Here is a 24894-nt window from a genome sequence, read left to right as displayed (position 1 = left end):
GTCGACCGGTCCGCATCGTCAACCTCGCTGTTGGCGCCGGCCTCAGCTTCCGCGGAGCGGGCATCCCTGTCGGAGCCGGTCTCGGCCTGCGAGCCCTGCGCCGGAGCGTCGACGACGGCGCCGGAGCGGGCCGAGCCGCCGGCGTCCGACCGGATGTCGTTCTCCGACCCGGCCGCGGCCACGTCGCCCTCCGCCCGCGCCTCGCCCTCAGACCCGGCCTCGGCCTCCGCCTCAGCCTCCGCATCCGCGGACCCGCGACTGGCCGGCCGACTGACCCGCCGCTCGGTGAAGATCGGATCAGCCCACGCCGCGTCCTGGTCGAACACGTCGTCTGGCCGCGCGGTGTTGGGCCCGGCCGCCCCCCGCTGCCCCGGCACCTCAGCCGGCGGCGGGACGGTAGCGGTAGCCGTACCCGTACCCCCGGATCGCTCGTCCGCCCGCTCCGCCCGCGTGCGATGCGGATCAGGCCGAGCCCGCCGCGCCAACGGCGGCACGGGTGCCTCCGCCGGCTCGACCAGCGTCCCCTCGACCACGATCGGACCGCCGGGCGTCTGGTGGACGACCACCGGCTCCGCCGGCTCCCGCAGCCCGCTCAGCTCGTCGGTCAGGTCGGCCGTCGTCGTCTCGATGGTCTCGACCGGCGCCGCCGTGTAGCCGTCGTCCGGCCGCGGCCACCGATCGTCGTCCGCGGGAATCGGCCCGGAGACTGGCCCGATGTCGGAGACAGGCCCCAGGTCGGTCTCGCGGACCAGGGCGGCCTCGGCGTGGGTGAGCACCTCGTCCCAGAGGATCCGGATGTGCCGCGGGTCGTCGATGGCCACCATGATGGGCAGGCTGGCGCCGACGTCAGGCCACTTGGCGACCGGCACCCGCGGGTCGCGCATCCGCACGAGGCGGCCGGCCACGCCGGGCGCGTCGACGAGTACCTGCAGCTCACAGCGCCCGAACACCGACGACGCGGGTGGCTCGGAGACACTGTGCACGTGGGCGGTGCCGGCGACCCAGGCGCGCGCCCCGCCGCGGATCGTGGTGACCAGCACCAGCCCGACCGCCAGCACGATCAGCGCGATGCCGAGCGCCACGATCGCCAGGCTCTGCATCCCGATCCCGAACAGGACCACGAACAGCGCACAGGTGCCCAGCACCGCGGCGAACAGCTTCCGAACCGGTGCCAGCGGGCGGCGGTTGCCGTTCGCCACAGTGGACCTCCCCTGAGTCACCAAGAAGGCTAGGCCCAGGCCGCCCGCATAGGGAAGAGCCGGCCGGGGGCAGGTGATCGGCCATCGGTAGCATGAACACCCCAGCGTCAGGAGGGTGTTCAACGTGTCCAGCAGCCCGGTCGAGCGCACGCTCGTGCTGATCAAGCCAGACGCGGTCCGCCGCGGCCTCGTCGGCGAGATCCTGAGCCGCTTCGAGCGCAAGGGCCTGACCATCGACGCCCTGGCCCACCGCCGGATGGACGCGGACCTCGCCGACGCGCACTACGCCGAGCACGTCGAGAAGCCGTTCTACCCGCCGCTCAAGGAGTTCATGACCAGCGCGCCGCTGGTCGCCCTGATCCTCAGCGGCGACAGCGTCATCGAGGTGGTCCGCGCCCTGGTCGGCGCCACCGACGCGCGCAAGGCCGCCGCCGGCACCATCCGCGGCGACCTCGGCCTCTCCAACCGCGAGAACCTCGTGCACGCCTCCGACTCGCCCGACAGCGCCAAGCGCGAGATCGCGCTCTGGTTCCCCGGGGCCTGATCCAACAGCCGGTCCCGGGTCCGCCGGGGGCACGACCGTCGCTCCCGCCGGGGACCGCTCGCTCCGCTTCGCTGCCAGGTCCGCGCCCGGACCAGGCCCGCGGTGGCCACGCGCCGTCGCGGACCGTCGCCGTCCGCGCCACGCTCGAGCGTGAGGAACGGGCCGTTCCTCCGCGGAAAGCGTTAGTAAGGGGCCGTTCCTTAAAGGCGGTAGCCGAGGCACGCCGCGAGGACCATACTGGCGCGGTCGTCGAGATCGACGGAGCTCGACGGGTCAGGAGCGGGTCTTGCGCCACGGAATGTTGTCGGGGCTGGAGCGGTTGGCCGCGGTGACCGCCTTGCTGCAGCGGATCCGCGTCGAGGCGCCCAAGAGCGGGGTGTGGGAGGCCGCCGACCCGCAGTGGTGGTGGCGCCGCCCGCGCGCCACGGACGAGATCCAGACGCCGGTCTGGTTCGACGACGACGGCCTGCCGGTCGCCGCGGCGCTGTTGACCGACTCGACACAGGCCTGGTCGCTCGACCTCATCCGGCTGCCAGGGTTGACCCTGCCGTTCGACGACCTGGCCCGGCCCGCCCTGGCCCAGCTCGACCAGCGCGAAGCGACCGTCGAGGCGCTCGTGCCGGTCGACGACCTGGAGCTGGCCGCCTTTTACGAAGAGCACGGTTTCGCACGCGAGGACGACGTGTGGTCGGGCTGGATGCCGGCGAGCGACCGCCCGGCGGTGGCCGCGCTGCCGGCGGGCTACCGGTTGGTGGACCGGGCGGGCCGCGGCACGCCGCCGCATCCGATGGCCGGCCGCAACGGACCCGACGTCGAAGCGCGGCTGCGACAGACCACCCTCTACGACCCCCGGTGCGACCTCGCGGTGCTGGCGCCGGACGACACCGTCGCCGGTTATGCGCTCTTCTGGCCCGACCCCCTCACCGGCGTCGGGCTCGTGGAGCCGGTCCGCGTCGAGGACGCCCACGCCGGCCGCGGCATCGGTTACGCGATGATCAGCGCCGGCCTCGACCGCCTGGCCGGGGCCGGCGCCACCACCTTGAAGATCGGCTGGGAGTCCGAACGCGCGGGAGAGCTCTACACCCGCCTCGGCTTCACCGACCTGCAGACCCTCGCCACCTACCGGAGAGACGTCACTTGACCGAGCCGCGCATCACGCCGGAGATGACCCAGCGCTGGGCGAAGACGTAGACCAGGACCAGTGGGGCCAACGCCATCAGGTAGGAGGCGAAGGCCAGCGTGTAGTTGGTGCTGAACTGGCCCTGGAACACGTACTGCACGAGCGGCAGGGTTTGCGCCGACGGCGACGACAGCACGACCAGCGGCAGCAGGAAGTCGTTCCACGCCCACAGGCAGGTCAGGATCCCGACGGTCGCGTTGATCGGGGCCAGCAGCGGGAAGATGATCCGCCAGAACGTGGTCCAGACGCTCGCGCCCTCGGTCATCGCCGCCTCCTCCAACTCGCGCGGGATCGAGTTGAGGTAGCCGACGTAGATGAAGACGTTGAGGGCGAGCCCGTACACCACGTACAGGAAGATCAGGCCGATCTGGTTGTCCATGAACAGCAGCGAGGTCTGCTTCACCACGGGCAGCATGATGATCGGGAACGGCACGAACAGCGCCGAGACGAAATAGAAGAACAGGATGCGGAAGCGGCGGCGATGCCAGTTGCGGCTGATGGCATACGCGACCATCGAGTTGGACAGCAGCGTCAGCACCACCGCGCCCACCGTGATGAGCGCGCTGTTGAGCGCCGCCCGTGGGAAGTTGGTCAGCTCCCAGGCCTCGCTGAAGTTGGCCCAGCGCGGGTCGCCCGGCAGCCCGAAGCCCGAGCCGGTCAGCTCGTCGGGGGTCTTGAGGGCGGTGACGATCGCGAAGTACAAGGGGATCAGCACGGTCAGCGACAGCACGCACATCAGCGCGGTCAGCCACCAGTTGACCTTGAAGTTCTCCCGCGGCTCGGACGAGCGGCGCGACCAGAGCCGGCGGCGCGGCGGCTCCGCGTCGGCGGCGGGCGGCGTGGCTCGGGTCAAGGCGTCGGTGGTCATCAGGCACGCACCTCCCGGCGCATCAGGATGCGGAGCTGGAACAGCGAGAACGCGACGATCACGATGAAGAACACGACCGCGTTGGCCGTCTGGTAGGCGAAGTCGCCGCCCTGGAACCCGCCCCGGTAGATGACCAGCGAGATGGACTCGGTCGCCGTGCCGGGGCCGCCGTCGGTCAGCGGGATGATGTGGTCGAAGACGTTCAGGAAGTTCTTCAGCGACAGCACCATGTTGATCGTGAAGAACGCGGCGATCAGCGGGAACGTGATCTGCCGGAACTGCCGCCAGGCGCCGGCGCCGTCGATGGACGCGGCCTCGTACAACTCGGTCGGGATGGTCTGCAGCCCCGCCAGGTAGAGGATGACGGCGAAGGCGGTGGCCTGCCAGACCGCGAACACCACGATCGCCAGCCACGCCAGGTTCTCGTTGGCCAGGATGCTCGTCGAGAACGTGGCGCTGCCCAGCTTCTGGCCGAACCAGGGGAGCGTGTAGCTGAACAGGTAGTTGAAGATGTAGCCGACCACCAGGATGGCCATCACGTTGGGGAGGAAGAAGACGCCGCGCAACGCCGTCCGGAACTTGATCTTCGCGTTGAGGCCGATCGCGATCGCCAGCGCGAGCACGTTGACGAGGACCGTGCTGAGGATCGCGAACTGGAAGGTGAACAGGTACGAGTCGCGGATCCGCTCGTCACCGAAGATGTTGGTGTAGTTGTCGAACCCGACGAAGCTCCAGTCGCCGTAGCCGGCGTAGTCGGTGAAGCTGTAGAAGACGCCCTGCAGCACCGGGATCGTGTGGAACACGAAGAACAACACGAAGGCGGGCACGACCATCCAGTAGAAGGTGCGGTTCGTACGCGTCATCTCGCCTCCTCAGCCGCGTCGCCGGGTGAACTTGTCCCACTCGTCGTCGAGGGACGCGAGGAACGCCGCCCGGTCGCCGTCGATGAGGAACTGCTGACAGATCTGGGGCAAGGGGATCGCCGGCGGGATCTGGTGGTCGGCGAACCCGGTGACCTGACCGCTCGCGAAGACGGGCACGAGGTCCTTGAGCGCCTCGTCGGCCGGCTCGAGCGCCTGCAGCGGCGGGACGGCGCTCTGGTCCTCGGCGTACGCGGAGACGACCTCGGGCCGCATCAGCCAGTTGACGAACGTCATGGCGGCGTCCTTGTTGGACGGTTCGCGGCCCAAGGTGATGGCGACGTCCACACCGGACACCAGCCGCGTGTCGGCCGGCGAGTCCATCGGCAGCGGGAACACCCCGATGTCGAAGTCCGGCTCGAACTCGCGGATCGTCGGGATGGCCCAGATGCCCTGCAGGTACATGGCCGTCTCGCCCTCGGCGAACGCCTGGTTGCCGTCGTTGTAGCCGCGGGAGAGCTTGTCGGGCTGGGCGTACGAGAAGAGTTGCTGGTAGCGGTCCGCGACGGTGCCGTAGGCGTCGGCGAAGGTGGTCGCGCCGGCCCGCCGCTGCTCCCAGAAGTCGTCGGGCGGCAGGTTGGCGGCGAGCGCGTTGAACGACGGCAGCGCCGTCCAGGACTCCTTGAGCGTGGCGTAGAACGGCGTCACACCGGCCGCCTTGAACGTCTCGGCCGCCGCGATCAGCTCCTGCCAGGTGGTCGGCACCTTGACGTCGTGCTGCGCGAACAGCGCCTTGTTGTAGAGCACCCCGTCGGCGTTGCTGGCGAACGGCAACCCGTTGACCTCGCCGGGGTTGGCGGTGCCGAGCGCGTTGATGATGTCGAGGATCGCCGGGGTGACGGTCCTGGTCGCGGGTTCGCGGGCGAAGTCGTAGAAGACGCCGGCCCGGGCGAGCTCGCCGAACGACGCGTTGGCGTTGAGCGTCATCACGTCGGGCACGTCGTCGCGGACCAGCCGGGTGCGGATCGCGGTGTCGGCGTTGGGCACGTGGTTCTGCACCACGTGGATGTCGGGGTGCTCCCGCTCGAAGTCGGCGATCAGCCGGTCGAAGGTCTCGATGGCCTCGGGCTTGAACTGGAAGAAGTCGAGCGTCGTGCGGCCGTCGTCGGCGCCGAGGACACCGCAGCCGCCGAGCAGGGCGGCCGTGGCGAGGCAGGCGACGACGCGGACGATGCGGCGGGGCATGGGCACACCACCTCCGGGCAGTGACGGACGTCACCATTGACTTACTTCTACGCCGAAAATAAGTCCCCGGTCAACCCTTGGCGATATGCCGCAAATAGCGAATCCTGCGCGTGCATTGCTTTGAATGCACAAGAAACAGATCGGCTGGCATCATGAGCACACCCGATCGATCGAGGTGGGATACCCGGTGTCCAACGGTTCAACCGGTTGGCCGTCGCTGACGCCCGCGACCCGGGCCGCCGCCGTCGAGCTGCTCCGGCACGGCCCGCTGTCCCGCACGGCGCTCGCCCGCCGCCTCGGCCTCTCCGCCGGCAGCGTGACCCGGCTGGTCGCGCCGTTGCTGGCGGGCGGGCTGGTCGTGCCGGTCGGCCCGGGCCGCGAGGGCGGTGTCGGGCGCCCGTCGACGCCGCTGGACGTGGTCGCCGATGGGCACCGGTTCGTGGGCGTCAAGCTCACCGGGTCACACGGGTACGCCGTGCTGGCCGACCTGCGCTCCACGGTGCTGGCCACAGTGGACGCTCCGTTGCGCGGCAAGTCGCCGGCCGACGTGGTCGCGAGCGTCGCGTCGCTCGTCGCCACCTGCGCCGGCGGTGAGGCGCTGACCGGGGTCGGGGTGAGCCTCGGCGGGCGGGCGGCCGACCACCGCACGGTGACGGCGGCGCCGTACTTCGGTTGGGCCGAGCCGGTCGACCTAGGTGGTCTCGTCGCCGCCGCGACCGGGGCGCCCACCGTGGTCGACAACGACGTGCTCGCGCTGACCCGGGCCACGCACTGGTTCGGCGCCGCCCGCGGCCGTGACCGGTTCGCGCTGGTCACCATCGGCGTGGGGGTCGGCTACGGCCTGGTCGTGCACGATCGCCTGGTGGACAGCGACGACGCCGGCGTGGGCCTCGTCGCCCACCTCCAGCTCGACCCGCTCGGCCCGCTCTGCGCCCGTGGCCACCGGGGCTGTGCCGAGGCGATGCTGGCCAGCGGCAAGATCCGGGACGCGGTGGCGGTCGGCCGGGGTCGCGTCGCCGGCTACGCCGAGTGCCTCGACATGGCCGAGGCCGGCGACCCGGTTGCCGCGCGGGTGGTGCACGACGCCGGGCGCGCGCTGGGCCGGCTGGTCGCGATGGTCGCCAACCTGACCATGGCGCCGCTGGTGGTGCTCTCCGGCGACGGCATCCGGCTCGCCTCGGTCGCCGCGGCCGCGATGGCCGACGGTCTGGCCGCCGACCGGGATCCGGCCGCTGACCCCGTCGCCGTCGAGGTGCATCCCGGCGGCTTCGACGCATGGGCGCGCGGGGCCGCGGTCACCGCGATCCAGTCGTACGTCGGGTGAGTCAGGCGGTGGCGTCTCCCTGCTGGAGAATCCGGATCGGGTTGCCGAACGGGTCCCGCAGGCCCATGTCGGTGCCGTAGAAGTGCGCGGTCGGCTCCTGCGTGAAGTCGGTGACACCGCGCGCCTTCAGGGTGTCGAAGAGCTGCTGGATGTCGTCCGTGATGAGGACCAGGCCGGTCAGCGCGCCCTTGGCCACGAGCTCCCGGAGCTGGCGGGCGGTCGCCTCGTCGTGCAGTGGGGCGCCCGGTTCCTCCAGGGAGATCTCGGTGCCGTCGGCGCCGGGGACGCGTACGGTCAGCCAGCGGTAGTCGCCCTGCCGGACGTCGTTGCCCTTCTCCAGACCGAGCTTGTCGACGTAGAAGTCCAGCGCCTCGTCCTTGTCCAGCACGTAGATGGACGTGACGTTCAGCTTCGTGATCATCGCCTTGGTGCTCCTCGCGTGCGCGTCGGTGCGGACACCGCCAGGTTAGGAAACCCGGCTCGGCGGCGGCTTCTCCGAAACTGATCGATCGGGTCATCCTTCCGGGCGACAGCCATTGACCGACCTAGATCATCGGAGAAGCATCCCGGGCAGCTTTCGTACGCGCGCGGAGCCGAGGTGGTCGAGATGCGCGCTCGTGGTCTGGTCCTCGTCTGTGCCCTGGTGCTGGCGTCCGTCGCCGCCCCCGCGGCGGCGTCCTCGCGGGACGACCCGGCGGTGGTCGCCGAGTGGAACGCGATCGCGGTCACCACCCTGGTCGGCGACCCGACCAGGTCGCAGCCCGAGGGGCTGCTCTACATGGGCTTCGTGCACGCGGCCGTCTACAACGCGGTCGTCGGCATCACCGGCGGCTACGAGCCCTACCGGTTCCGCGCCCGCGCGCCGCACCGGGCCTCGGCACCGGCCGCCGCGGTCGCGGCCGCACACCGGGTGCTCGTCACCTACTCGCCTGCGGCCTCGTCCACATTGGATGCCGCGTACGCCGCGTCGCTGTCGCGGATCCCGGACGGCCCGGCCAAGGCCGCCGGCGTCGCCTTCGGCGAGCTAGCCGCCGACACGCTGATCCGGCAGCGGGCCGACGACGGCCGCAACGCGCCGGTGTCCTACACCCGGCCGCCGGCCCCGGGCGTGTGGCGCCCCACCCCGCCGGCCCTGGCGCCGTTCGCCGTGCCGTGGCTGGGCGCGGTGCGCCCGTTGCTCGTCCGCGACGGCGCCCAGTTCGGCACGCCGGGTCCGCCGCCGGCCCTCGGCTCGGCCCGCTACGCCCGCGAGTTCGCCGAGGTGAAGGCCCTCGGCAGCGCGACGTCGACGGTCCGGACGCCGGCCCAGACCGACACGGCCCGCTTCTTCGCGGGCAACGTGGTCGTCCAGTTCAACGCGGCCCTGCGCGACCAGGTGGCGCTGCGCGGCCTGAGCCTGGCCGCCGCCGCCCGGATGTTCGCGGCGGTCGACATGAGCCTCGCCGACACGGCGATCTCGGTCTGGCACTCGAAGTACCGCTACGCCTACTGGCGCCCGGTCACCGCGATCGCGCTGGCGGACACCGACGGCAACCCGGCCACGACCCCGGACCCGACCTGGACACCCATGATCGCGACGCCGCCCTATCCGGACTGGGTGAGCGGCTACTCGGCGGCGTCCGGCGCCTTCACCGCGGCCTTGGCGGAGGTGCTCGACACACGGTGGCTGAGGCTGACCCTGACCTCGACGGCGGTGCCGGGCGTGACACGGTCCTACGTCTCCGGGCGTGCCCTGGACCAGGACGTGGTCGACGCCCGCGTCTGGCTGGGCATCCACTTCCGCTCGGCCGACACGGCGGGCGTGCGCATGGGCCACGAGGTGGCCGGCTGGGCGGCGGACCGCTACTTCCGCCCGCTCCGCTGACCGTGATCTCCCCCGCGCGGGGGAGCGGGATCGCTCGCCGAGGTGATCAGGTGCGTCCCGCGCGCTTCTAGCGTCGGTGGCATGACCAGCGCTGTCGCGGCTCCGCCCCTCGTCCGGTCCGAAACCGTTGTCCGGCCCCGGCGGCTCGTACGCGCCTGGGCCGTCGTGCGGTTGACCCGGCCCTGGTTCTGGCCCCTCGGTTGGGGCGGTGGCGCCTTCGGCGCGGTGCTCGCGAGCGGCGACTGGCTGCCCGCCGCGCCGGCGATGGCGGGGACGGTCGCGGTCGGGCTCGTGCTCGGGCCGTTTCTCTGGGGGTTCGTGTTCGCCCTCAACGACCTGCACGACCTGCCCACCGACCGCCGCAACCCCCGCAAGGCCACGGCCCCGCTGGTGACCGGCGTGCTGACCCCGGCCGACCTGCGCCGGTGCGCCGGCTGGTGTGCCGCCGGTGCCCTGGTGGCCGCGGCCGTCGCCGGCCCCGTGCTGCTCGCCGGCACCGCGGCGGTGCTCGTGCTCGGCTGGCTCTACAGCGTCCCGCCCGTCCGCCTCAAGGCCCGCCCCGGCTGGGACGTGACGGTCAACGCGGTCACCGTCGGGGTGCTCGGCCCGCTCGGCGGCTGGGCGCTGCACCGCCCCGTCCTCGACTACCCGCCCGTCCTGGTGGTGCTCGGCGTGCTCCTCGGCGGCGCGCTCTACCTGCCGACGACGGTCATCGACCGGGCGGCCGACCGCGCGGCCGGCTGCGCGACCGCGGCGGTGCGGTGGAACGCCGCCGCGTGCTACCGCGCGGGCCTGGCCGCCTGGGTGCTGGCCAACGCCGTCTGGCTCGCCTGCTGCCACCTCGGCGTGCTCGTCGCCCGCGACGGCTGGCTGCTGCAGACGATCACGATCCCGGCGCTGGTCGCGGTGTACGCGTACCTCACCCGCCGCCCGTCGATCGTCCGGCTCGCGGTCGTGGCGCTGGCCTTCGCGGTGCCGGCGACCGACTTCCTCGTCGCCTACACCCGGGCCGGTTGACGGCGCCTACTCCGCCTGGGGGGTGCCGACGCGGAGCATCGGGGCGTAGCGCGGCACGTACTCCTGGCCCGTCATCTCCTGGATCGCGGTCATCACCTCGTCGGTGATCTGGCGGAGCGACGTGCTGTCGTTGCCGCGGCCCTCGACCTCGATCGGCTTGCCGAACTTGACCGTGGCCGTGCCGCGCTCGAAGCGGGGGATGCGGTGGCCGATCGGCTGGAGCTTGTCGGTGCCGATGAAGCCCACCGGGATGATCGGTACGCCGGCCGCCAGCGCGAGCCGGGCCACGCCGGTGCGGCCGCGGTAGAGGCGGCCGTCGGGGGAGCGGGTGCCCTCGGGGTAGATGGCGACCAGGTCACCCGACTTGAGCACCGGGATCGCGCCGTCGAAGGCGCTCAGGGCCGCGCGGCCGCCCGCGCGTTCGACGCGGATCGCGCCGATGCCGGTCATCACCGAGCGGCTGAACCAGCCCTTGAGGCCCGCACCGGTGAAGTATTCCGCTTTCGCCCAGAATGCGATGTGGCGGGGGATGACCGAGCCGAGGATGAGCTCGTCGGCCACCGACAGGTGGTTGCCGGCGACGATCGCGCCGCCGGTGGCGGGCACGTTCTCGAGCCCTTCGACCTTCGGCGCCCAACCCCGCCGCATGGCAGTGCCCACGGTGTAGTAGCCGATCGTGTAGAGCAGGGGCAACGGGTCCTCCGGGTCCTCGCAGCGTGGGCGGTGTCACCGTAACCGACACCGCCCCCGCCCGCGAGTGGACGAAAAGGCCTTAACGCCGCGTCACCGTCACCCGGACCGTTTCGCCGTCGCCGACCTCGCCCGTGAAGCCCGCCGAAGCGCCGGCCCCGAAGGTGACCTCGTCGGCCAGGACCTCCCGGGCGACGAAGTCGCGGTGGGTCTCGACCGCCGCCCGGACCGCGGCCGAGCCGTTGAGCTCCACCCGGATCCGGTCGGACACGTCGAGGTCCGCGTCGCGGCGGGCCTGCTGGACGACCCGGACCACGTCGCGCGCGACGCCCTCGGCGGCCAGCTCCGGGGTGACCGCGCTGTCGAGCACGACCACGCCCTCGCCGCCCGGCAGCGTGGCCGAGTTGTCCGGATCGGCGGCGACCAGCTTCAGGTCGTACTCACCCTCCTGCAGCGTCACCCCCGCGGCGACCGGCTGGCCCTCGACCAGCGACCACTCGCCGGCCTTGACCGCCTTGATCACCTGCTGCACCGCGCCGCCGACCCGCGGGCCGAGCGCCCGCGGCACGACCGTGAGCACCCGCTCGCAGTGGGCGGCCACGTCGTCGGTGAACTCCACCGACTTCACGTTGACCTCGTCGGTCACCAGGTCGGCGAACGGCCGCAGCACCGCGGCGTCCGGCGTCGCCACCGTCAGCGACGGCAGCGGCAGCCGCACCCGCAGGCCCTTGGCCTTGCGCACCGACAGCGCCGACGACACGAGGTCGCGCACGGCGTCCATGGCCGCGACCAGGTCGTGGTCGGCCGGGAACTCGTCGGCCGACGGCCAGTCGGTGAGGTGCACCGACCGCTCGCCGGTCAGCCCGCGCCACACCTCCTCCGCCGTCAGCGGCGCCAGCGGCGCCATCACCCGGGTCAACGTCTCCAGCACCGTGTGGAGCGTGTCGAACGCGTCCCGGTCGCCGGCCCAGAACCGGTCGCGCGACCGGCGCACGTACCAGTTGGTCAGCGCGTCCAGGAACGTGCGCACGGTCAGGCAGGCGCCCGAGATGTCGTACGCGTCCATCTGCCGGGTGACCGTCTCGACCAGCTCCCGCGTCTTGGCCAGCGCGTAGCGGTCGAGCAGGTGCGTCGAGTCGACCCGGCGCACCGCCTCGTAGCCGTCGGCGTTGGCGTAGAGCGAGAAGAAGTACCAGACGTTCCACAGTGGAAGCAGCACCTGCCGCACCGTGTCGCGGATCGCCGGCTCCGTGACGGGCATGTCGCCGCCCCGCAGCACCGGCGACGACATGAGCATCCACCGCATCGCGTCGGAGCCGTACTCGTCGAAGACGTAGTAGACGTCCGGGTAGTTCTGCAGGCTCTTGCTCATCTTGCGCCCGTCGGAGCCCTGCAGGATCCCGTGGCTGACGCAGGTGCGGAACGCCGGCCGGTCGAACAGCGCGGTGGCCAGCACGTGCATGGTGTAGAACCAGCCGCGCGTCTGCCCGATGTATTCGACGATGAAGTCACCCGGGTAGTGGTGCTCGAACCAGTCCGCGTTCTCGAACGGGTAGTGCACCTGGGCGAACGGCATCGACCCGGACTCGAACCAGCAGTCGAGCACCTCGGGTACGCGCCGCATCGTCGACTGACCGGTCGGGTCGTCCGGGTTCGGCCGCGTCAGGTTGTCGATGCCGGGCCGGTGCAGGTCCGCCGGCCGCACGCCGAAGTCGCGCTCGAGCTCGTCGAGTGAGCCGTAGACGTCGACCCGCGGGTAGTTCGGGTCGTCGGACTTCCACACCGGGATCGGCGAGCCCCAGAACCGGTTGCGGCTGATCGACCAGTCGCGGGCGTTGGCCAGCCACTTGCCGAACGAGCCGTCCTTGACGTGCGCCGGCGTCCAGTCGATCTGCTGGTTGAGCTCGACCATCCGGTCCTTGAACTTGGTGACCTGGACGAACCACGACGACACGGCCTTGTAGACCAGCGGGGTGTCGCACCGCCAGCAGTGCGGGTAGGAGTGCGTGTAGGTCTCCTGCCGCACCACGACGCCGCGCTCCTTGAGGTCACGCGTCACCGGCTTGTTGGCCTCGAACACCTGCATTCCCTCGTACGGGGGAACGAGCGCCGTGAACCGCGTGTGGTCGTCGACCGTCACCACGGTCGGGATGCCGGCCGCGTTGCAGGCGTTCTGGTCCTCCTCACCGAAGGCGGGCGCCATGTGCACGGCCCCGGTGCCGTCCTCCGTCGTGACGAACTCGCCACCGAGGATCTGGAACGCGTTGGGGCCGCCCCGGTCGACCAGGAAGTCGAACAGCGGCGTGTAGCGCTTGCCGACCAGGTCGGCGCCGCGGCGGGTGCCGGTGCGGGCGAACCCCTCCAGCTCGCGCGCGTAGTAGTCGGTGCGGGCCGCCCCGACGAGGTAGACCTGGCCGGCGTCGTCGGTGAACTCGGCGTACTCGATGTCGGGGCCGACCGCCACCGCCAGGTTGGACGGCAGCGTCCACGGCGTGGTGGTCCAGACCGCCAGCCTCTCGCCGCTGTCGAGGGTGAACCAGACGGTCAGCGAGGGGTCGTGCCGGTCGCGGTAGACGTCGTCCATCCGTGTCTCGGTGTTGGACAGCGGGGTCTCGCAGCGCCAGCAGTAGGCCAGCACCTTGAAGCCCTCGTAGACCAGACCCTTGTCGTGCAGGCTCTTGAACGCCCACATGACACTCTCCATGTAGGACAGGTCGAGCGTCTTGTAGTCGTTGGTGAAGTCGACCCAGCGGGCCTGGCGGGTGACGTAGCGCTCCCAGTCCTGCGTGTACTGCAGAACCGAGGTGCGGCACACCTCGTTGAACCGCTCCACGCCCAGGTCGACGATCTCGGCCTTGGTGGTGATCCCGAGCTGCTTCTCGGCGACGACCTCGGCCGGCAGCCCGTGGGTGTCCCACCCGAACCGCCGCTCCACGCGCTTGCCGCGCATCGTCTGGTAACGGGGGACCACGTCCTTCACGTAACCGGTGAAGAGGTGGCCGTAGTGGGGGAGGCCATTAGCGAACGGGGGGCCGTCGTAGAAGACGAACTCGTTGTCGCCGTTGACGCCCGCGTCGCGGAGCTCGACGGAGGCTTCGAAGGTCTTGTCGGCCGTCCAGTGCTCCAGCACACGCCGCTCGACCGCGGGCAGGTCGGGGCTCGCCGGGACGCCCGGCTTGCTCTCGTGCTTGGGATAGGCCATCGGTGGTCAATCTCCTCGAACAGCTCACACACGTCGTGGACTGCGAGGACGACCCTTCGGGGGACGAAGGGCCGCGGTACCACCCCGCTTGGTGGTCAAGGCGCGACCACCCGCTCGTTGGCCGGCTGTAACGGGCCGAACCCGTCCGGTTCTAGTGAGATCCGAAGATCCGTTCTTCCGGAGGCTCACCGGTGATGGCCGGGTCATCGCCTGTCGCACACAAGGCTACCTGACCACCAGCAATGCCCGCGCGCGAGTTATTCCTCGATATCCGGAGGCCGCGCCGCCGTCCCGGGCGAGAATCGGTGGCGGGGTGAAGCGGACATGGCGCGTACGGTGGCGCAGGCGATGGTGGCGACGCTGAAGGCGTCCGGCGTGCGGCGGGTCTACGGCATCCCCGGCGACTCGCTCAACGGCTTCACGGATGCCCTGCGCCGCGACGGCGGGCTGGCGTGGGAGCACGTGCGCCACGAGGAGGCGGCCGCGTTCGCCGCGGCCGGGGAGGCCGCGATCACCGACCAGCTGGCCGTCTGCGCCGGCAGCTGCGGGCCCGGCAACCTGCACCTGATCAACGGCCTGTACGACGCCAACCGCAGCGGCGTGCCGGTCCTCGCGATCGCGGCCCACATCCCCCGGGACGAGATCGGCAGCGGTTACTTCCAGGAGACCCGTCCGCAGCAGCTGTTCGCCGAATGCAGCGTCTACTGCGAGCTGGTCAGCATCCCGTCCCAGGTGCCGCGGCTGTTGGAGATGGCGATGCGGGCCGCGCTGCAGCGCCGCGGTGTCGCCGTGCTCGTCGTTCCAGGGGAGATCTTCCTCGCCGACGAGTCCGGCGGGCCGTGGCCGGGCGCGGTGCGCCGGGCGGAGGCCGTGGTCCGGCCGGACGACGCGGCGCTCGCCACATGAACGGGCGGCGCCGGCTAATCGGCTCGTTCACCCACGGCAGCATGGCCAACGCCCTGCCGCAGGCGATGGGCGCGCAGGCCGCCGACCGCGACCGGCAGGTCGTCGCGCTGGCCGGCGACGGCGGGCTGGCCATGCTCCTCGGCGAGCTGCTCACGCTGCGCCAGCAACGGCTGCCGGTCAAGGTCGTCGTGTTCAACAACCGGGCCCTGTCCTTCGTCGAGCTGGAGATGAAGGCCGCGGGCATCGTCACCTACGCCACCGAGCTGCTCGATCCTGACTTCGCCGCCATCGCCGAGGCCGCCGGGCTGTTCGCGGCCCGCGTCGACACCGACGACCAGCTGGAAGCCGCCGTGCGCGGCGCCCTCGCCCACAACGGGCCCGCGCTGGTCGACGTGCGCACCGCCCGCCAGGAGCTGTCGCTGCCGCCCAAGCTCACCTACGGCCAGATCAAGGGCTTCACCCTGTACGCGACGCGGACCATCCTTTCGGGCAACGCCGACGAGATCATCGAGCTGGCCCACACGAACCTGCGGCAGCTCGACCTCGAGTGACTGCCTCGTCGAAGTCCATCACTCCCGGGTGGCGCGGTGGGCGATCGCCATCGCCAGCACCAGGAGGGCCGCGCACGCCGTCAAGGCCTGGAGCAGGCCGGCCACGTCGGCGACGAGCGCGACCGCCAGGCCGCAGAGGATCTTGCCCAGGTACTCCGCCTGGGCCAGCAGGGAGTGCACGGTCGCGCGGACGGGGCCTACCGTCCGGTCGTTGACCCAGATGGCGCCGAAGCCGCGGGCCAACGGCAGCGCGCCGGCGGCCAGCACGACCGCGACGCTGCCCCCGGCCGCGCCGGGCGCGACCGCCAGCCCGGCCACGCCCGCCGCCGCGACCGCGCAGGCGGCGACGTAGCCGCGGCGGACCGTGTGCGGGCCGCCGATCCGGGGCTGCGCGAACCGCAGCGCGGCGGCACCCGCCAGACACATCACCACACCCAGGGCGGTGAACCAGACGATCGGGTCGGCGGCCGGGGCCAGGTCGACGAGCCGCAGCGGATAGAGCCGTCCGACGGCGTCGGCGACGCCGTTGACCAGGAAGGTCGCCGCGAAGACGGCCAGCAGCACGCGGCTGCCGCGGACGAGCCGGCCGCCGCGGGTCAGGATCGACCGGGCGGCGGCCCACCGGTCGGCGCGCGTGGGCACGAAACGCCGTTCCGGGAAGAGCGCCGCCACGAGCGCGCCCAGGAGCAGCATGCCCGCGCCCGACACCACCAGCGCCGGGCCGCGGCCGATCAGCCAGGCCAGGCCGCCGACACCCAGCAGGCCGGCCACGGTGCCGACCAGCTGGGCCCGCTCCGCGCGGATCAGCACCACCCGCACCCGGGGCGGATCGTCGAGCTCGTCGCTGATCCACGCCACGTCGGCGCCACTGGCGAAGGTCCATGACAGGCCCCACAGCACCTGCGTGGCCAGCAGCGGGAGGAAGTCGGTGACGAGGCCGGTGGTGAACATCGCGGTGCCCATCAGCGCGTGCGACACCACCAGGGACCACCGGCGGCTCACCGTGTCGGCGAGGACCCCGGCCGGGATCTCGCACAGCAGCCCGGTGATGGCTTGAGCGACGCCGATCAGCACGAGCTCCGCCGCCGACAGGCGCGCGTCGACGACCAGGTAGACGCTGGTCACCAGCCACCACCCGCGGTGCAGCACCGCCCGGGCCGCGATCCACCGCACGTAGCCGGCGCCGAGGTCGGTCACGCGAACGTGCAGACGCCGATGTCACCGAAGACACCGATGGCGACCGATCCAGCGGGCATGGCGGCAAGGGTATGGCAGTGTCGTCGCACCGACGGTTGACTCTGTCGGGGGTGGACGGTCGGTACTGTGGGTGCACCGGCCGGGAGGGTGGCATGGACGACGCGATCGAGTTGGCCGACATGATCTGGCAGCTGCGTTCCGAGCTGACCCGGGCCATGTGGGGCGGCGAGGGCAAGGACCTGCGCTTCAAGGCCGACTCGGTCGAGCTCGAGCTGACCGTCGCGGTCGAGAAGGCCCGCGAACCCGGCGTCAAGGTGCGCTTCTGGGTCCTCGAAGGCAACGCCGGCACGCGCCGGGCGAGCACGGTGACCCAGGTGATCCGGTTGACGCTGCAGCCGGTGCGCGGTGACGACCCGGAGCGGGCCGCGCTGATCGGTGGGGCCGGCGTCCGCGACGAACAATGATGCCGCAGGCCTGGTCGGCCGCCCGGGTCGCCGAGGTGATCGCGGCGCTGCCGGGCGGAGGGTCGCGGCGCGGTTCCGGCTACCGCGTCACCGGCGGGCGGGTGCTGACCGCGGCGCACGTGGTGGCCGGCGCGACGGCGCTGTCGGTGCGCTTCGACGCCGGGCTCGCCGGCGTGTGGACGGCCGAGGCGACGCCGGTGTGGGGCGATACCGACGCCGACCTGGTGGTGCTCGGCTTCGAGCCGCCCGCCGGGGCGCCCGTGGTGACGCCGGCGCCGATCGGGCGGGTCGGCGAGCACCGGGCGGTCATCGACGTGCACACGGCCGGCTTTCCCCGCTGGAAGCTGCGCACCAAGGAGGGGCGGCCGTTCCGCGACCTCGCGTACGCCGCCGGGTCGCTCGCGGTTCTCGCCAACCGCCGTGGCGGGACCCTCGAGATCACGGTCGCCGCCCCTGACCACGACCCGGATCCGGGCACCTCGCCCTGGGAGGCGATGTCGGGCGCCGCGGTGTGGGCCGGGGAGCGGCTCATCGGGGTGGTCGCGGAGCACCACCGCAGGGAAGGGCTCGGCCGGCTGACCGCCGTCCGGCTCGACCGGGCGCTGACCGCCGGCCCACTGGCCGCTCTGCTGGAGGTCGCGGACGTCGCGGCCCTGCCGGACGTGGTGCCGGCGCCGGGCGCGACGCTGACCCGCGCCGGCTACCGGGAGCTGGTGCGCGACATCGCGCCCGCCGGCGGCACCCTCGACCGCGGCGCCGAGCTCGACGAGCTGGCGCGGTTCTGCGCCGGCGACGAGCCGTACCTGTGGTGGCGGGCCGGCCCCTGGGCGGGCAAGTCGGCCCTGCTGTCCGCGTTCGTCCTCGACCCGCCGGCCGGCGTGGAGGTGGTCTCGTTCTTCATCACCGCGCGGCTGGTCACCCAGTCCGACAGCGGCGCGTTCACCGACGCCCTGATCGAGCAGCTCGCCGCGGTCGCCGGCGAGCAGGTGCCGCCGAGCCTGACCCCGTCGGGCCGCGACGCCCACCGCCGGGCGCTGCTGCAGGCGGCCGCACAGCGCACCCGGAAGGCCGGCCGGCGGCTGGTGCTCGTCGTCGACGGCCTCGACGAGGACACCGGCGCCCGGCCGGGCTCGGGCCTGGCGAGCATCGCCTCCGTGCTGCCCAGGGCGCCGGACGACGGGCTGCGGATCGTCGTGGCGAGCCGGCCCGACCCGCCGGTGCCGGCCGACGTGCCCGCCGACCATCCGTTGCGGCGCTGCCGGGTCCGCGAGCTGCCGGCGTCCCCGCACGCCGCCCAGGTCGCCGCGGCCGCCAACCGGGAGCTCGCGGAGCTGCTCGCCGGTGACCAGCCGCACCAGGAGGTCATCGGCCTGGTCACCGCCAGCGGCGGCGGCTTGTCCCTGCCGGAGCTGGAGGCGTTGAGCGGGCTGCCCCGTTTCCGCCTCGACGCCCTGCTCGGTGGGGTCTTCGGGCGCACGGTCGGCGGCCGCGACGAACCCGGTGACCTCCGCCCGCAACGGGTGTTCCTGTTCACCCACGAGACCCTGCGGGCGGAGGCGGTCGCGCACCTGGGCGCCGCGCTCGACGGCTACCGGGCGCGGATCCGATCCTGGGCACAGGAGTACGCGGACCGCGGCTGGCCGCAGGACACCCCGGCCTTCCTGCTGCGGGGCTACCCGCGGATGCTGCGGGCCCTTCCGGACCCGGCGGCGCTGGTCACGCTGGCCACCGACCCGGCCCGGCGCGATCTGCTGCGCGCTCTGAGCGGCGGGGACGCGGCCGCGTTCGCGGAGGTGGCGATCGCCCAGGACGCGGTGCTGGCCGCGGACCCGCCCGACCTGGTGGCGATGGCCCGTCTGGCCGCGGCCCGCGACGGGCTGCTGTCCCGCAACGCCGCTGTGCCCCCGGGCCTGCCCGAGATGTGGGCGCGGCTGGGCCAGCCGGCCCGTGCCGAGGCGCTGGCACTGAGCGTCGCCGCCGGGTGGGAACGGGCGTCGGCGCTCAACGGCCTGCTGCGGGCACTGGTGGAGACCGGCGAGCTGGACCGGGCCGAACGTGTCATCGACGACCATGTCGCACCCCGGGACCAGCCGGTCGAGCTGAGCCGGCTGGCCCAGGCGGCCGCCGCCAACGGTGACCTCGCGCGCGCCACCGCCGTGCTCGACCGCGCGGAGGCGGACGGCATCGCGAGCTGGGGACCGTGGGCCGGCACGACGCTCGCCGCCGCGGCCGTGGCGCTGGGTGACCTGGACCGGGCGGAGCGGATCGCCCTGGCGGTCACCGACCCCGGCTACCGGGCGCGGGCGCTGTGGCGGCTCGCCGACCATTGGCCGCCGGCGGATCGCGAGCGCGTGGCGCAGCTGGCCGAGGCCGCTGACGGCACCCACTCGCACGAGAACCCGCGCCCCGGGGAGGGCGTCGCCCGCACCCGGGACCCGATCACCGGCCGCACCGCGCTGACCGGCTCGATCCTGTCGGCTCGGGACATGGACCAGGCCGAACAGCTGGTCGATCTCGACGATGTCGGGCCCTTCGACTGGGCCCGCATGGTGACCACGTTGGCCACAGCGATGGCCGCCGCCGGGCGACCGGATCGGGCGGCCGCCCTGATCGAGCGGGCCGAAGGCTCGGCGGGGACGCTGTCGGACCCCTGGGCTCACGGCGTCGTGTGGCCCGAACTGGTGCGAGCCGCGACCGCGGCCGGCGACCACGACCGGGCGGCGGCCCTGCTCGACCACGGCGAACAGGTCGCCGCGTCGCTGACCGAACCGGCGCCCCGGGCGTATCTGCTGGTGGGCCTGGCGTCGGCCGCCCCGGACCGGAGCGCCGCGCTCTTCGACCGGGCCGCCCACTCCGCCGCGGCGATCACGGATGTCCGCCAACGGGTCGACGCGTCGACCGACCTCATCCTGGCGATGGTCGCCGCGGGCAAGCCGGCGAAGGCGGTGTTCGACGACGTCGAACAGGCGGCCGTCGCCGTCGACGAGGTCAACGAGCAGGCCAACCTGCTGGTCAAACTGATGGAGACCGCCATCGCCGCCGGCGACCACGACCGGGCCGAGCGGCTGGTCGCGGCGATCACCTTCGCGGATCGGCGCCACCAGGTGGTCGCCGCTCTCGTGGCGGCGCTGGCCGGGGCCGGCGATCCACGCCGTGCCCTGCGGATCGCGACTGCCGTGCCGCCGCAACGAGCACGGGCCGCCGCGGTGCTGGAGATCGCGCGGGTCGCGCTGGGCGCCGGGGACCGGGCGCGGGCGGTGGCGCTCACCCGCGACGCCGAGCGCATAGCGAGTGGTTCCGATGCGCCGCCGCCGAGCCCGTGGGAGCTGACCGCGTTGGCCCGCGGCTTCGTCTCCGCCGGCGACGTCGACCGCGCCGAGCAGGTCGCCGCGGCCATCACCGGCAACCATTCCGAGCAGCTGTCGTCGGCGCTGTCCCCGCTGATCGCGGCGGTCGCCGGCACCGATCCCGACCGGGTCGAGCGGGTGGTGGCCGCGGTCGCCAACCCCTACGGCCGGGCGGAGCTGTCCGTCACCGCGACCAAGGCCTTCGTCGCCGCCGGACATCAGGAGCGAGCCAGCCGGTTCGCCGCGGCCGTCGAGGCGCCCGTCCAGCGGTTGCAGGCGCTGACCGCGCTGGTAGGTGCCGCCGACCGCATCGTGGACCTCGCCGAGCGGGCCGCAGCTGAGATCGACGAGCCCTACACACGGTCGGTGCTCCTGACCGACCTGGTCCGGGCGGTGGCCGAGGCGGGCGACCTCGACCGCGCCGTGCGCATCGCCAACGGGTTGCCGGAACCCGACCTGCGGGTCGGCCTGCTGGTCACGCTGTGGGAGACGGCCGCGCAGGCGCGGGAATTCGCTCTGGCGGCGCGAATCGAAACGCTGATCGACGAGCCGGCGGGATGGCCGGGCCTGGCCCGCGCGGCGGCGCGGACCGGCGACCCCGACCGGGCGGCCGTCTTCCTCGACCGCTTCATCGCGAAGCAGGAGCCGGCCGACGACCCACTTCGTCGATTGTGGACTCTCGTCCTGCTGGTCGAGGCCGCGGTCGGCCTGCCCGAGCGGGCCGCGGCCCTCACCGACCTGGCCGAAGACCTCCTCATCGCCCCGGACCCACGGGACCTGGCGGACCTGTTGCCGGCATTGGTGGCCGCCGTGGCGGCCGGTGGGGACCAGCCCCGCGCCGAGCGAATCGCGACCAGGTACGGGTCGATGTTCGTCGAACCCGACACGCTGCTGTTCCGGGCGGCCTTCGCCGCGGGCGACCTCGACCGCGCGGAACGGCTCGCGGCCGCGGTGGCCGAACCGTTCCAGCAGTCGGAAGACCTGCTGGCGGTGCTGGAGCGGGCCCTCGCCGACGGCGACGCCGAGCGGGCCGAGCGGGCGGCCCGCGCGGTCACCGACCCGTTCGGCCGCGTCCGCGCCCTCGTCCGCGTGATCGGCGTCGCCGCCGACCCCGAGCCGCTGCTCCACGACGCCGAGCACGCCGCCGGCCGGATCGACGACCCCAACCGGCAGGCGGAGATGTGGGTGGCGCTGGCCCGCGTCGCTCCGCCGGCGCACACGGCGCGGCTCCTCGCGCAGGCCTTCGCCGGCGGGCACATCTCGATCGCGCTCAACGCGCTGGCGGACCTGGCGCCGGACCTCCTGGTCCGCTACGCCGACGAACGGCTCAGCACGTGACGGCGCCGCGGGACCCGTACCTGGCGCCGGACCTCCTGGTCCGCTACGCCGACGAACGGCTGAGCACGTGACGGCGCCGCGGGACCGTACCTGGCGCCGGACCTCCTGGTCCGCTACGCCGACGAACGGCTCAGCACGTGACGGCGCCGCGGGACCCGTACCTGGCGCCGGACCTCCCTGGTCGGCTACGCCGCCGAACGGCTCAGCACGTGACGGCGCCGCGGGACCGGCGCCCGCCGGACGGCCCACTCGGCCACGGTCGCGTTGATGACCCAGCCCGCTGACACCGACAGGGCCGTGGTCAGGTCGGCCGGCTCGAACACGGCCTCGCCGATGCCCTGGGTGAAGGTCTGCGTGCCGGCGGCGACCGCGAGGGCGTAGGCCCGGATCATCCAGGCGCGGTGTGCGGCGATGTCGCGGCGGCGGATCGCGGCGAACCCGAGCAGGAGGCAGGCGGCCATGGCCGACCCGACCACCAGACGCACGCCCCACAAGAGGCCGCCGCCGGGGGCGTCCGGATAGGACAGCGTCATCCAGAGCGCCGAGACGGCGACGACCAGCCCCGCCGCGACCAGCACCCGGCCGGCCCGGCGATGCCACGCGGGACGGCGACGGCGCAGTCGGGCGGAGAACTGCAGCGCGCCGAGGAACGCGTAGAGCGCCGCCGCGGCCACGTGCAGCACCACGGGCAGTGGGAAGGCGTCGACGCGCGGGTTGCTGGGGAGCAGCTGCGGCCCCCCGGCGAGCTCGAGCAGGCGGAGCGACCCGGCGACCACCGGGACCAGGGTCAACAGCACGAGCAGCAGCGGCAGGCGCCAGGCCGACTTCATGACTTCCCCCAGGGTGTACGGCGTACACCTGACGGTAGGTGTACGGCGTACACCTGTCAAGGTGGGTAAGTTTCTGATCATGATTGACGAACAGTTGCGGCTCGGCGGCGATCTGCGGATCAACCGGGTCGGCTACGGCACCATGAAGCTCACCGGCTGGCCGCGGGGCGGGCGGCCCGACCGGGACACCGGGACAGCGATCCTGCGCCGCGCCGTGGAGCTCGGCGTCAACCACCTCGACACCTCGAACTACTACGCGCGGGACGGGGTGGCCGCGAACGAGCTGATCCGCGCCGCCCTGCACCCGTACCCCGGTGATCTGGTGATCGTGACCAAGGTCGGCGCGCTGGTCGAGGGTGACGACATCCTGTTGCCACCGGCCGAGCAGCGCGGCCTCACCCCGGACGGCCTGCGCCGCGGCGTCGAGGCGAACCTGCGCTCCCTCGGCGTGGACCGGCTCGACGTGGTGAACCTCCGCCTGGGCGACCGGGGTCACCCCGACGCGCCGCTCGAGGCCGCGCTCGAGACGCTGATGTCGCTGCGCGCGGAGGGGCTGATCCGGCACCTGGGCATCTCGAACGTCAGCCGGGCAGAGTTCGAGCGGGCGCGGGCGGTCGCCGACATCGTGTGCGTGCAGAACCTCTACAACATCGCCGCGCGCGCCGACGATCCGCTGGTCGACGCCTGCGCCGCGGCCGGCGTCGCCTATGTGCCGTTCTTCCCCGTCGGCGGCTTCCAGCCGCTGACCGTGGCCCAGCTGGCCACCGTGGCCGATCGGCGCGGCGCCACGGTGCCGCAGGTCGCGCTGGCCTGGCTGCTGGCCCGTTCGCCCGCCATCGCGCTCATACCGGGGACGGGCTCGCTGTCCCACCTGGAGGAGAACGTGGCGGCCGGCCGGTTGCGGCTGACCGACGACGACCTCGCCCTGCTCGGAGCGGCCGTCACGACGCCCGCGCCGTGAGGACGAGCGGGGCGGCGGCCAGGGCGAGGAAGAACAGCGGCGACGGCAGGTGGCTCCAGCAGCGGGCCCGGACGACCGTGACCACCGCGCCTCCGAAGTAGGCGACCAGGCAGCCGGCCGACAGCGCGCCGATCGCCGGCGCCGCCAGGCCGACCAGGAGGCCGGCCGCGCCGGCCGCTTTGGCGGTGCCGAGCAGGGGCAGCCAGGAGTGCGGCACTTTGTACCGCGTCATGTTGGTCAGGATCCAGCGGGGCCGGGCGAAGTCCATTGTGGCCGCGGCGGCGTTGGCGGCGGCGGCGATCGCGGTCACGGCGACGTAGGTGCTGGTCACCCATCGAGCCTCGGTCAGGTCGGCCGGCGGGTCCAATACCAGCATCTATAACCTGATGGAATGGATATGGACACCAGGCTGGTGCGCTACTTCGTGGCTGTCGCCGAGGAGGGGACGCTGACCCGCGCGGCAGCCCGCCTGTACGTGTCGCAACCCGCCCTGACCAAGCAGATCCACCAGCTCGAGGAACGGCTCGGGGTGCCGCTGTTCGTGCGGTCGCGTGCCGGCATGGCGCTGACCGAGGCCGGACGGGCGCTCGCCCGCGCGGCGCCGGCCTGGCTGGCCGCCCACGACGACATGGTGCGTGACGCCAAGGGCGCGGCCCGGCGGGCGGCGCGGGTGCTGCGGGTCGGCTTCCTGGCCAGCGCGGCCAACGAGTCGACCACGGAGATCATCGAGGCGTTCGGGCGGGCGCGGCCGGGCTGGCGGGTGGAGATGCGCCAGGCGAGCTGGGCGGATCCGTCCGCGGGGCTCACCGACGGCGACGTCGACGCCGCGCTGCTCCGGCTGCCGTTCCCGGGCCAGGAGGCGCTGCGGGTGCGGGTCCTGCTCACCGAGGCGCGGCTGGTCGCCCTGCCGAGCGGGCATCCGCTCGCGAGCCGGGAGGAGATCCCGTTCGAGGACCTGTGGGACGAGCCGTTCGTCGCGGCGCCGGCGGAGACGGGCGCCTGGCGGGACTACTGGCTGGCGGCGGAGGAACGGGGCGACCGACCGCCGGTCATCGGCGCGACCACCGAACACCCCGACGACTGGCTGCAGGCCATCGCCAGCGGCTACGGCATCGCGCTGGCGCCCGAGTCGGCGTCCCGCTTCTACGCCCGCCCCGGCGTCACCTACCGGCGGGTCACCGGCGTGCGCCCGACCGAGATCGCCGTCGCCTGGCGCCCCGACTCCGACGCGAACCCGGTCGTCGCCGACTTCGTGCGCTCGTGCGTGGCGAGCGTAGAAGGAACGGCCCCTTATTAACGTTTTACGC

General features: G+C 72.9%; 20 protein-coding genes. 11 read left to right on the top strand and 9 right to left on the bottom strand.

The window, feature by feature from the left end:
- Positions 1 to 1323: 1323 nt before the first annotated feature.
- Positions 1324 to 1743 (top strand): nucleoside-diphosphate kinase, encoded by a 420-nt coding sequence (gene ndk, locus O7635_RS38035; RefSeq protein WP_278085326.1) that lies wholly within the window; start codon positions 1324 to 1326, stop codon positions 1741 to 1743.
- 286 nt (positions 1744 to 2029) lie between these two features.
- Positions 2030 to 2884: a GNAT family N-acetyltransferase gene (locus O7635_RS38030; RefSeq protein WP_278085325.1), complete on the top strand. Its 855-nt coding sequence runs from the start codon at positions 2030 to 2032 to the stop codon at positions 2882 to 2884.
- Here the strand turns inward: O7635_RS38030 and O7635_RS38025 are convergent.
- Genes O7635_RS38025 through O7635_RS38015 form a run of 3 tightly spaced genes read right to left on the bottom strand, consistent with a single transcriptional unit; the run spans position 2877 to position 5896 of the window.
- Positions 2877 to 3791: a carbohydrate ABC transporter permease gene (locus O7635_RS38025; protein WP_278085324.1), complete on the bottom strand. Its 915-nt coding sequence runs from the start codon at positions 3789 to 3791 to the stop codon at positions 2877 to 2879. The two genes, O7635_RS38030 and O7635_RS38025, sit on opposite strands and share 8 nt — an antisense overlap.
- Positions 3791 to 4654: a sugar ABC transporter permease gene (locus tag O7635_RS38020; RefSeq protein ID WP_278085323.1), complete on the bottom strand. Its 864-nt coding sequence runs from the start codon at positions 4652 to 4654 to the stop codon at positions 3791 to 3793. Before O7635_RS38020 ends, O7635_RS38025 begins: the two co-directional genes overlap by 1 nt.
- Before the next feature lie 9 nt (positions 4655 to 4663).
- Positions 4664 to 5896 carry an extracellular solute-binding protein gene (locus O7635_RS38015; RefSeq protein WP_278085322.1) on the bottom strand — a complete coding sequence of 411 codons (1233 nt, stop codon included), beginning with the start codon at positions 5894 to 5896 and terminating at the stop codon, positions 4664 to 4666.
- 187 nt (positions 5897 to 6083) lie between these two features.
- On the opposite strand from O7635_RS38015, the gene O7635_RS38010 reads away from it, so the two are divergent.
- Positions 6084 to 7220 carry an ROK family transcriptional regulator gene (locus O7635_RS38010; protein ID WP_278085321.1) on the top strand — a complete coding sequence of 379 codons (1137 nt, stop codon included), beginning with the start codon at positions 6084 to 6086 and terminating at the stop codon, positions 7218 to 7220.
- A 1-nt stretch (position 7221) separates the two neighbouring features.
- On the opposite strand, the gene O7635_RS38005 is transcribed toward O7635_RS38010, so the two are convergent.
- Complete coding sequence (locus O7635_RS38005; RefSeq protein ID WP_278085320.1) at positions 7222 to 7641, bottom strand: VOC family protein; 420 nt, start codon at positions 7639 to 7641, stop codon at positions 7222 to 7224.
- Positions 7642 to 7827: 186 nt separating this feature from the next.
- Here O7635_RS38005 and O7635_RS38000 point away from each other — a divergent pair, with 186 nt between their 5' ends.
- The gene (locus O7635_RS38000; protein ID WP_278085319.1) at positions 7828 to 9084 is read left to right on the top strand and encodes a vanadium-dependent haloperoxidase; all 1257 of its coding nucleotides are present in this window, start codon (positions 7828 to 7830) and stop codon (positions 9082 to 9084) included.
- An 81-nt stretch (positions 9085 to 9165) separates the two neighbouring features.
- Positions 9166 to 10101: a UbiA family prenyltransferase gene (locus O7635_RS37995; protein ID WP_278085318.1), complete on the top strand. Its 936-nt coding sequence runs from the start codon at positions 9166 to 9168 to the stop codon at positions 10099 to 10101.
- A gap of 6 nt (positions 10102 to 10107) precedes the next feature.
- Here O7635_RS37995 and O7635_RS37990 read toward each other — a convergent pair whose 3' ends face one another.
- Both O7635_RS37990 and ileS read right to left on the bottom strand, forming a co-directional pair.
- A complete protein-coding gene (locus O7635_RS37990) occupies positions 10108 to 10794 on the bottom strand; it encodes a lysophospholipid acyltransferase family protein (RefSeq protein ID WP_278085317.1) in 687 nt (228 codons plus the stop codon).
- 79 nt (positions 10795 to 10873) lie between these two features.
- Positions 10874 to 13993 (bottom strand): isoleucine--tRNA ligase, encoded by a 3120-nt coding sequence (ileS, locus tag O7635_RS37985; protein WP_278085316.1) that lies wholly within the window; start codon positions 13991 to 13993, stop codon positions 10874 to 10876.
- 324 nt (positions 13994 to 14317) lie between these two features.
- Between ileS and O7635_RS37980 the strand changes: the two genes are divergently transcribed.
- Positions 14318 to 14899, top strand: coding sequence for a thiamine pyrophosphate-binding protein (locus O7635_RS37980; protein WP_278085315.1), 582 nt, complete (start codon positions 14318 to 14320; stop codon positions 14897 to 14899).
- Positions 14896 to 15450 (top strand): thiamine pyrophosphate-dependent enzyme, encoded by a 555-nt coding sequence (locus O7635_RS37975; RefSeq protein WP_278085314.1) that lies wholly within the window; start codon positions 14896 to 14898, stop codon positions 15448 to 15450. Before O7635_RS37980 ends, O7635_RS37975 begins: the two co-directional genes overlap by 4 nt.
- Positions 15451 to 15468: 18 nt before the next feature.
- Here the strand turns inward: O7635_RS37975 and O7635_RS37970 are convergent, their stop codons facing one another.
- Positions 15469 to 16647 carry an MFS transporter gene (locus O7635_RS37970; protein WP_278085313.1) on the bottom strand — a complete coding sequence of 393 codons (1179 nt, stop codon included), beginning with the start codon at positions 16645 to 16647 and terminating at the stop codon, positions 15469 to 15471.
- 152 nt (positions 16648 to 16799) lie between these two features.
- On the opposite strand from O7635_RS37970, the gene O7635_RS37965 reads away from it, so the two are divergent.
- Positions 16800 to 17111: a trypco2 family protein gene (locus tag O7635_RS37965; RefSeq protein WP_278085312.1), complete on the top strand. Its 312-nt coding sequence runs from the start codon at positions 16800 to 16802 to the stop codon at positions 17109 to 17111.
- A complete protein-coding gene (locus O7635_RS37960) occupies positions 17111 to 21796 on the top strand; it encodes a serine protease (protein WP_278085311.1) in 4686 nt (1561 codons plus the stop codon). Before O7635_RS37965 ends, O7635_RS37960 begins: the two co-directional genes overlap by 1 nt.
- 185 nt (positions 21797 to 21981) lie before the next feature.
- On the opposite strand, the gene O7635_RS37955 is transcribed toward O7635_RS37960, so the two are convergent.
- Complete coding sequence (locus tag O7635_RS37955) at positions 21982 to 22626, bottom strand: DUF2306 domain-containing protein (protein ID WP_278085310.1); 645 nt, start codon at positions 22624 to 22626, stop codon at positions 21982 to 21984.
- A gap of 79 nt (positions 22627 to 22705) precedes the next feature.
- On the opposite strand from O7635_RS37955, the gene O7635_RS37950 reads away from it, so the two are divergent.
- Complete coding sequence (locus tag O7635_RS37950; RefSeq protein ID WP_278085309.1) at positions 22706 to 23587, top strand: oxidoreductase; 882 nt, start codon at positions 22706 to 22708, stop codon at positions 23585 to 23587.
- On the opposite strand, the gene O7635_RS37945 is transcribed toward O7635_RS37950, so the two are convergent.
- On the bottom strand, positions 23568 to 23963 hold the full coding sequence (locus tag O7635_RS37945) for a DoxX family protein (protein ID WP_278085308.1): 396 nt from the start codon (positions 23961 to 23963) through the stop codon (positions 23568 to 23570). The two genes, O7635_RS37950 and O7635_RS37945, sit on opposite strands and share 20 nt — an antisense overlap.
- 21 nt (positions 23964 to 23984) lie before the next feature.
- Between O7635_RS37945 and O7635_RS37940 the strand changes: the two genes are divergently transcribed.
- On the top strand, positions 23985 to 24884 hold the full coding sequence (locus tag O7635_RS37940; RefSeq protein ID WP_278085307.1) for a LysR family transcriptional regulator: 900 nt from the start codon (positions 23985 to 23987) through the stop codon (positions 24882 to 24884).
- Positions 24885 to 24894 lie beyond the last annotated feature (10 nt).

Source organism: Asanoa sp. WMMD1127, from assembly GCF_029626225.1.
Lineage (GTDB): Bacteria > Actinomycetota > Actinomycetes > Mycobacteriales > Micromonosporaceae > Asanoa.
Note: the sequence above shows the minus strand (reverse complement) of the source record. Positions and strands in the feature narration are given on the sequence as shown.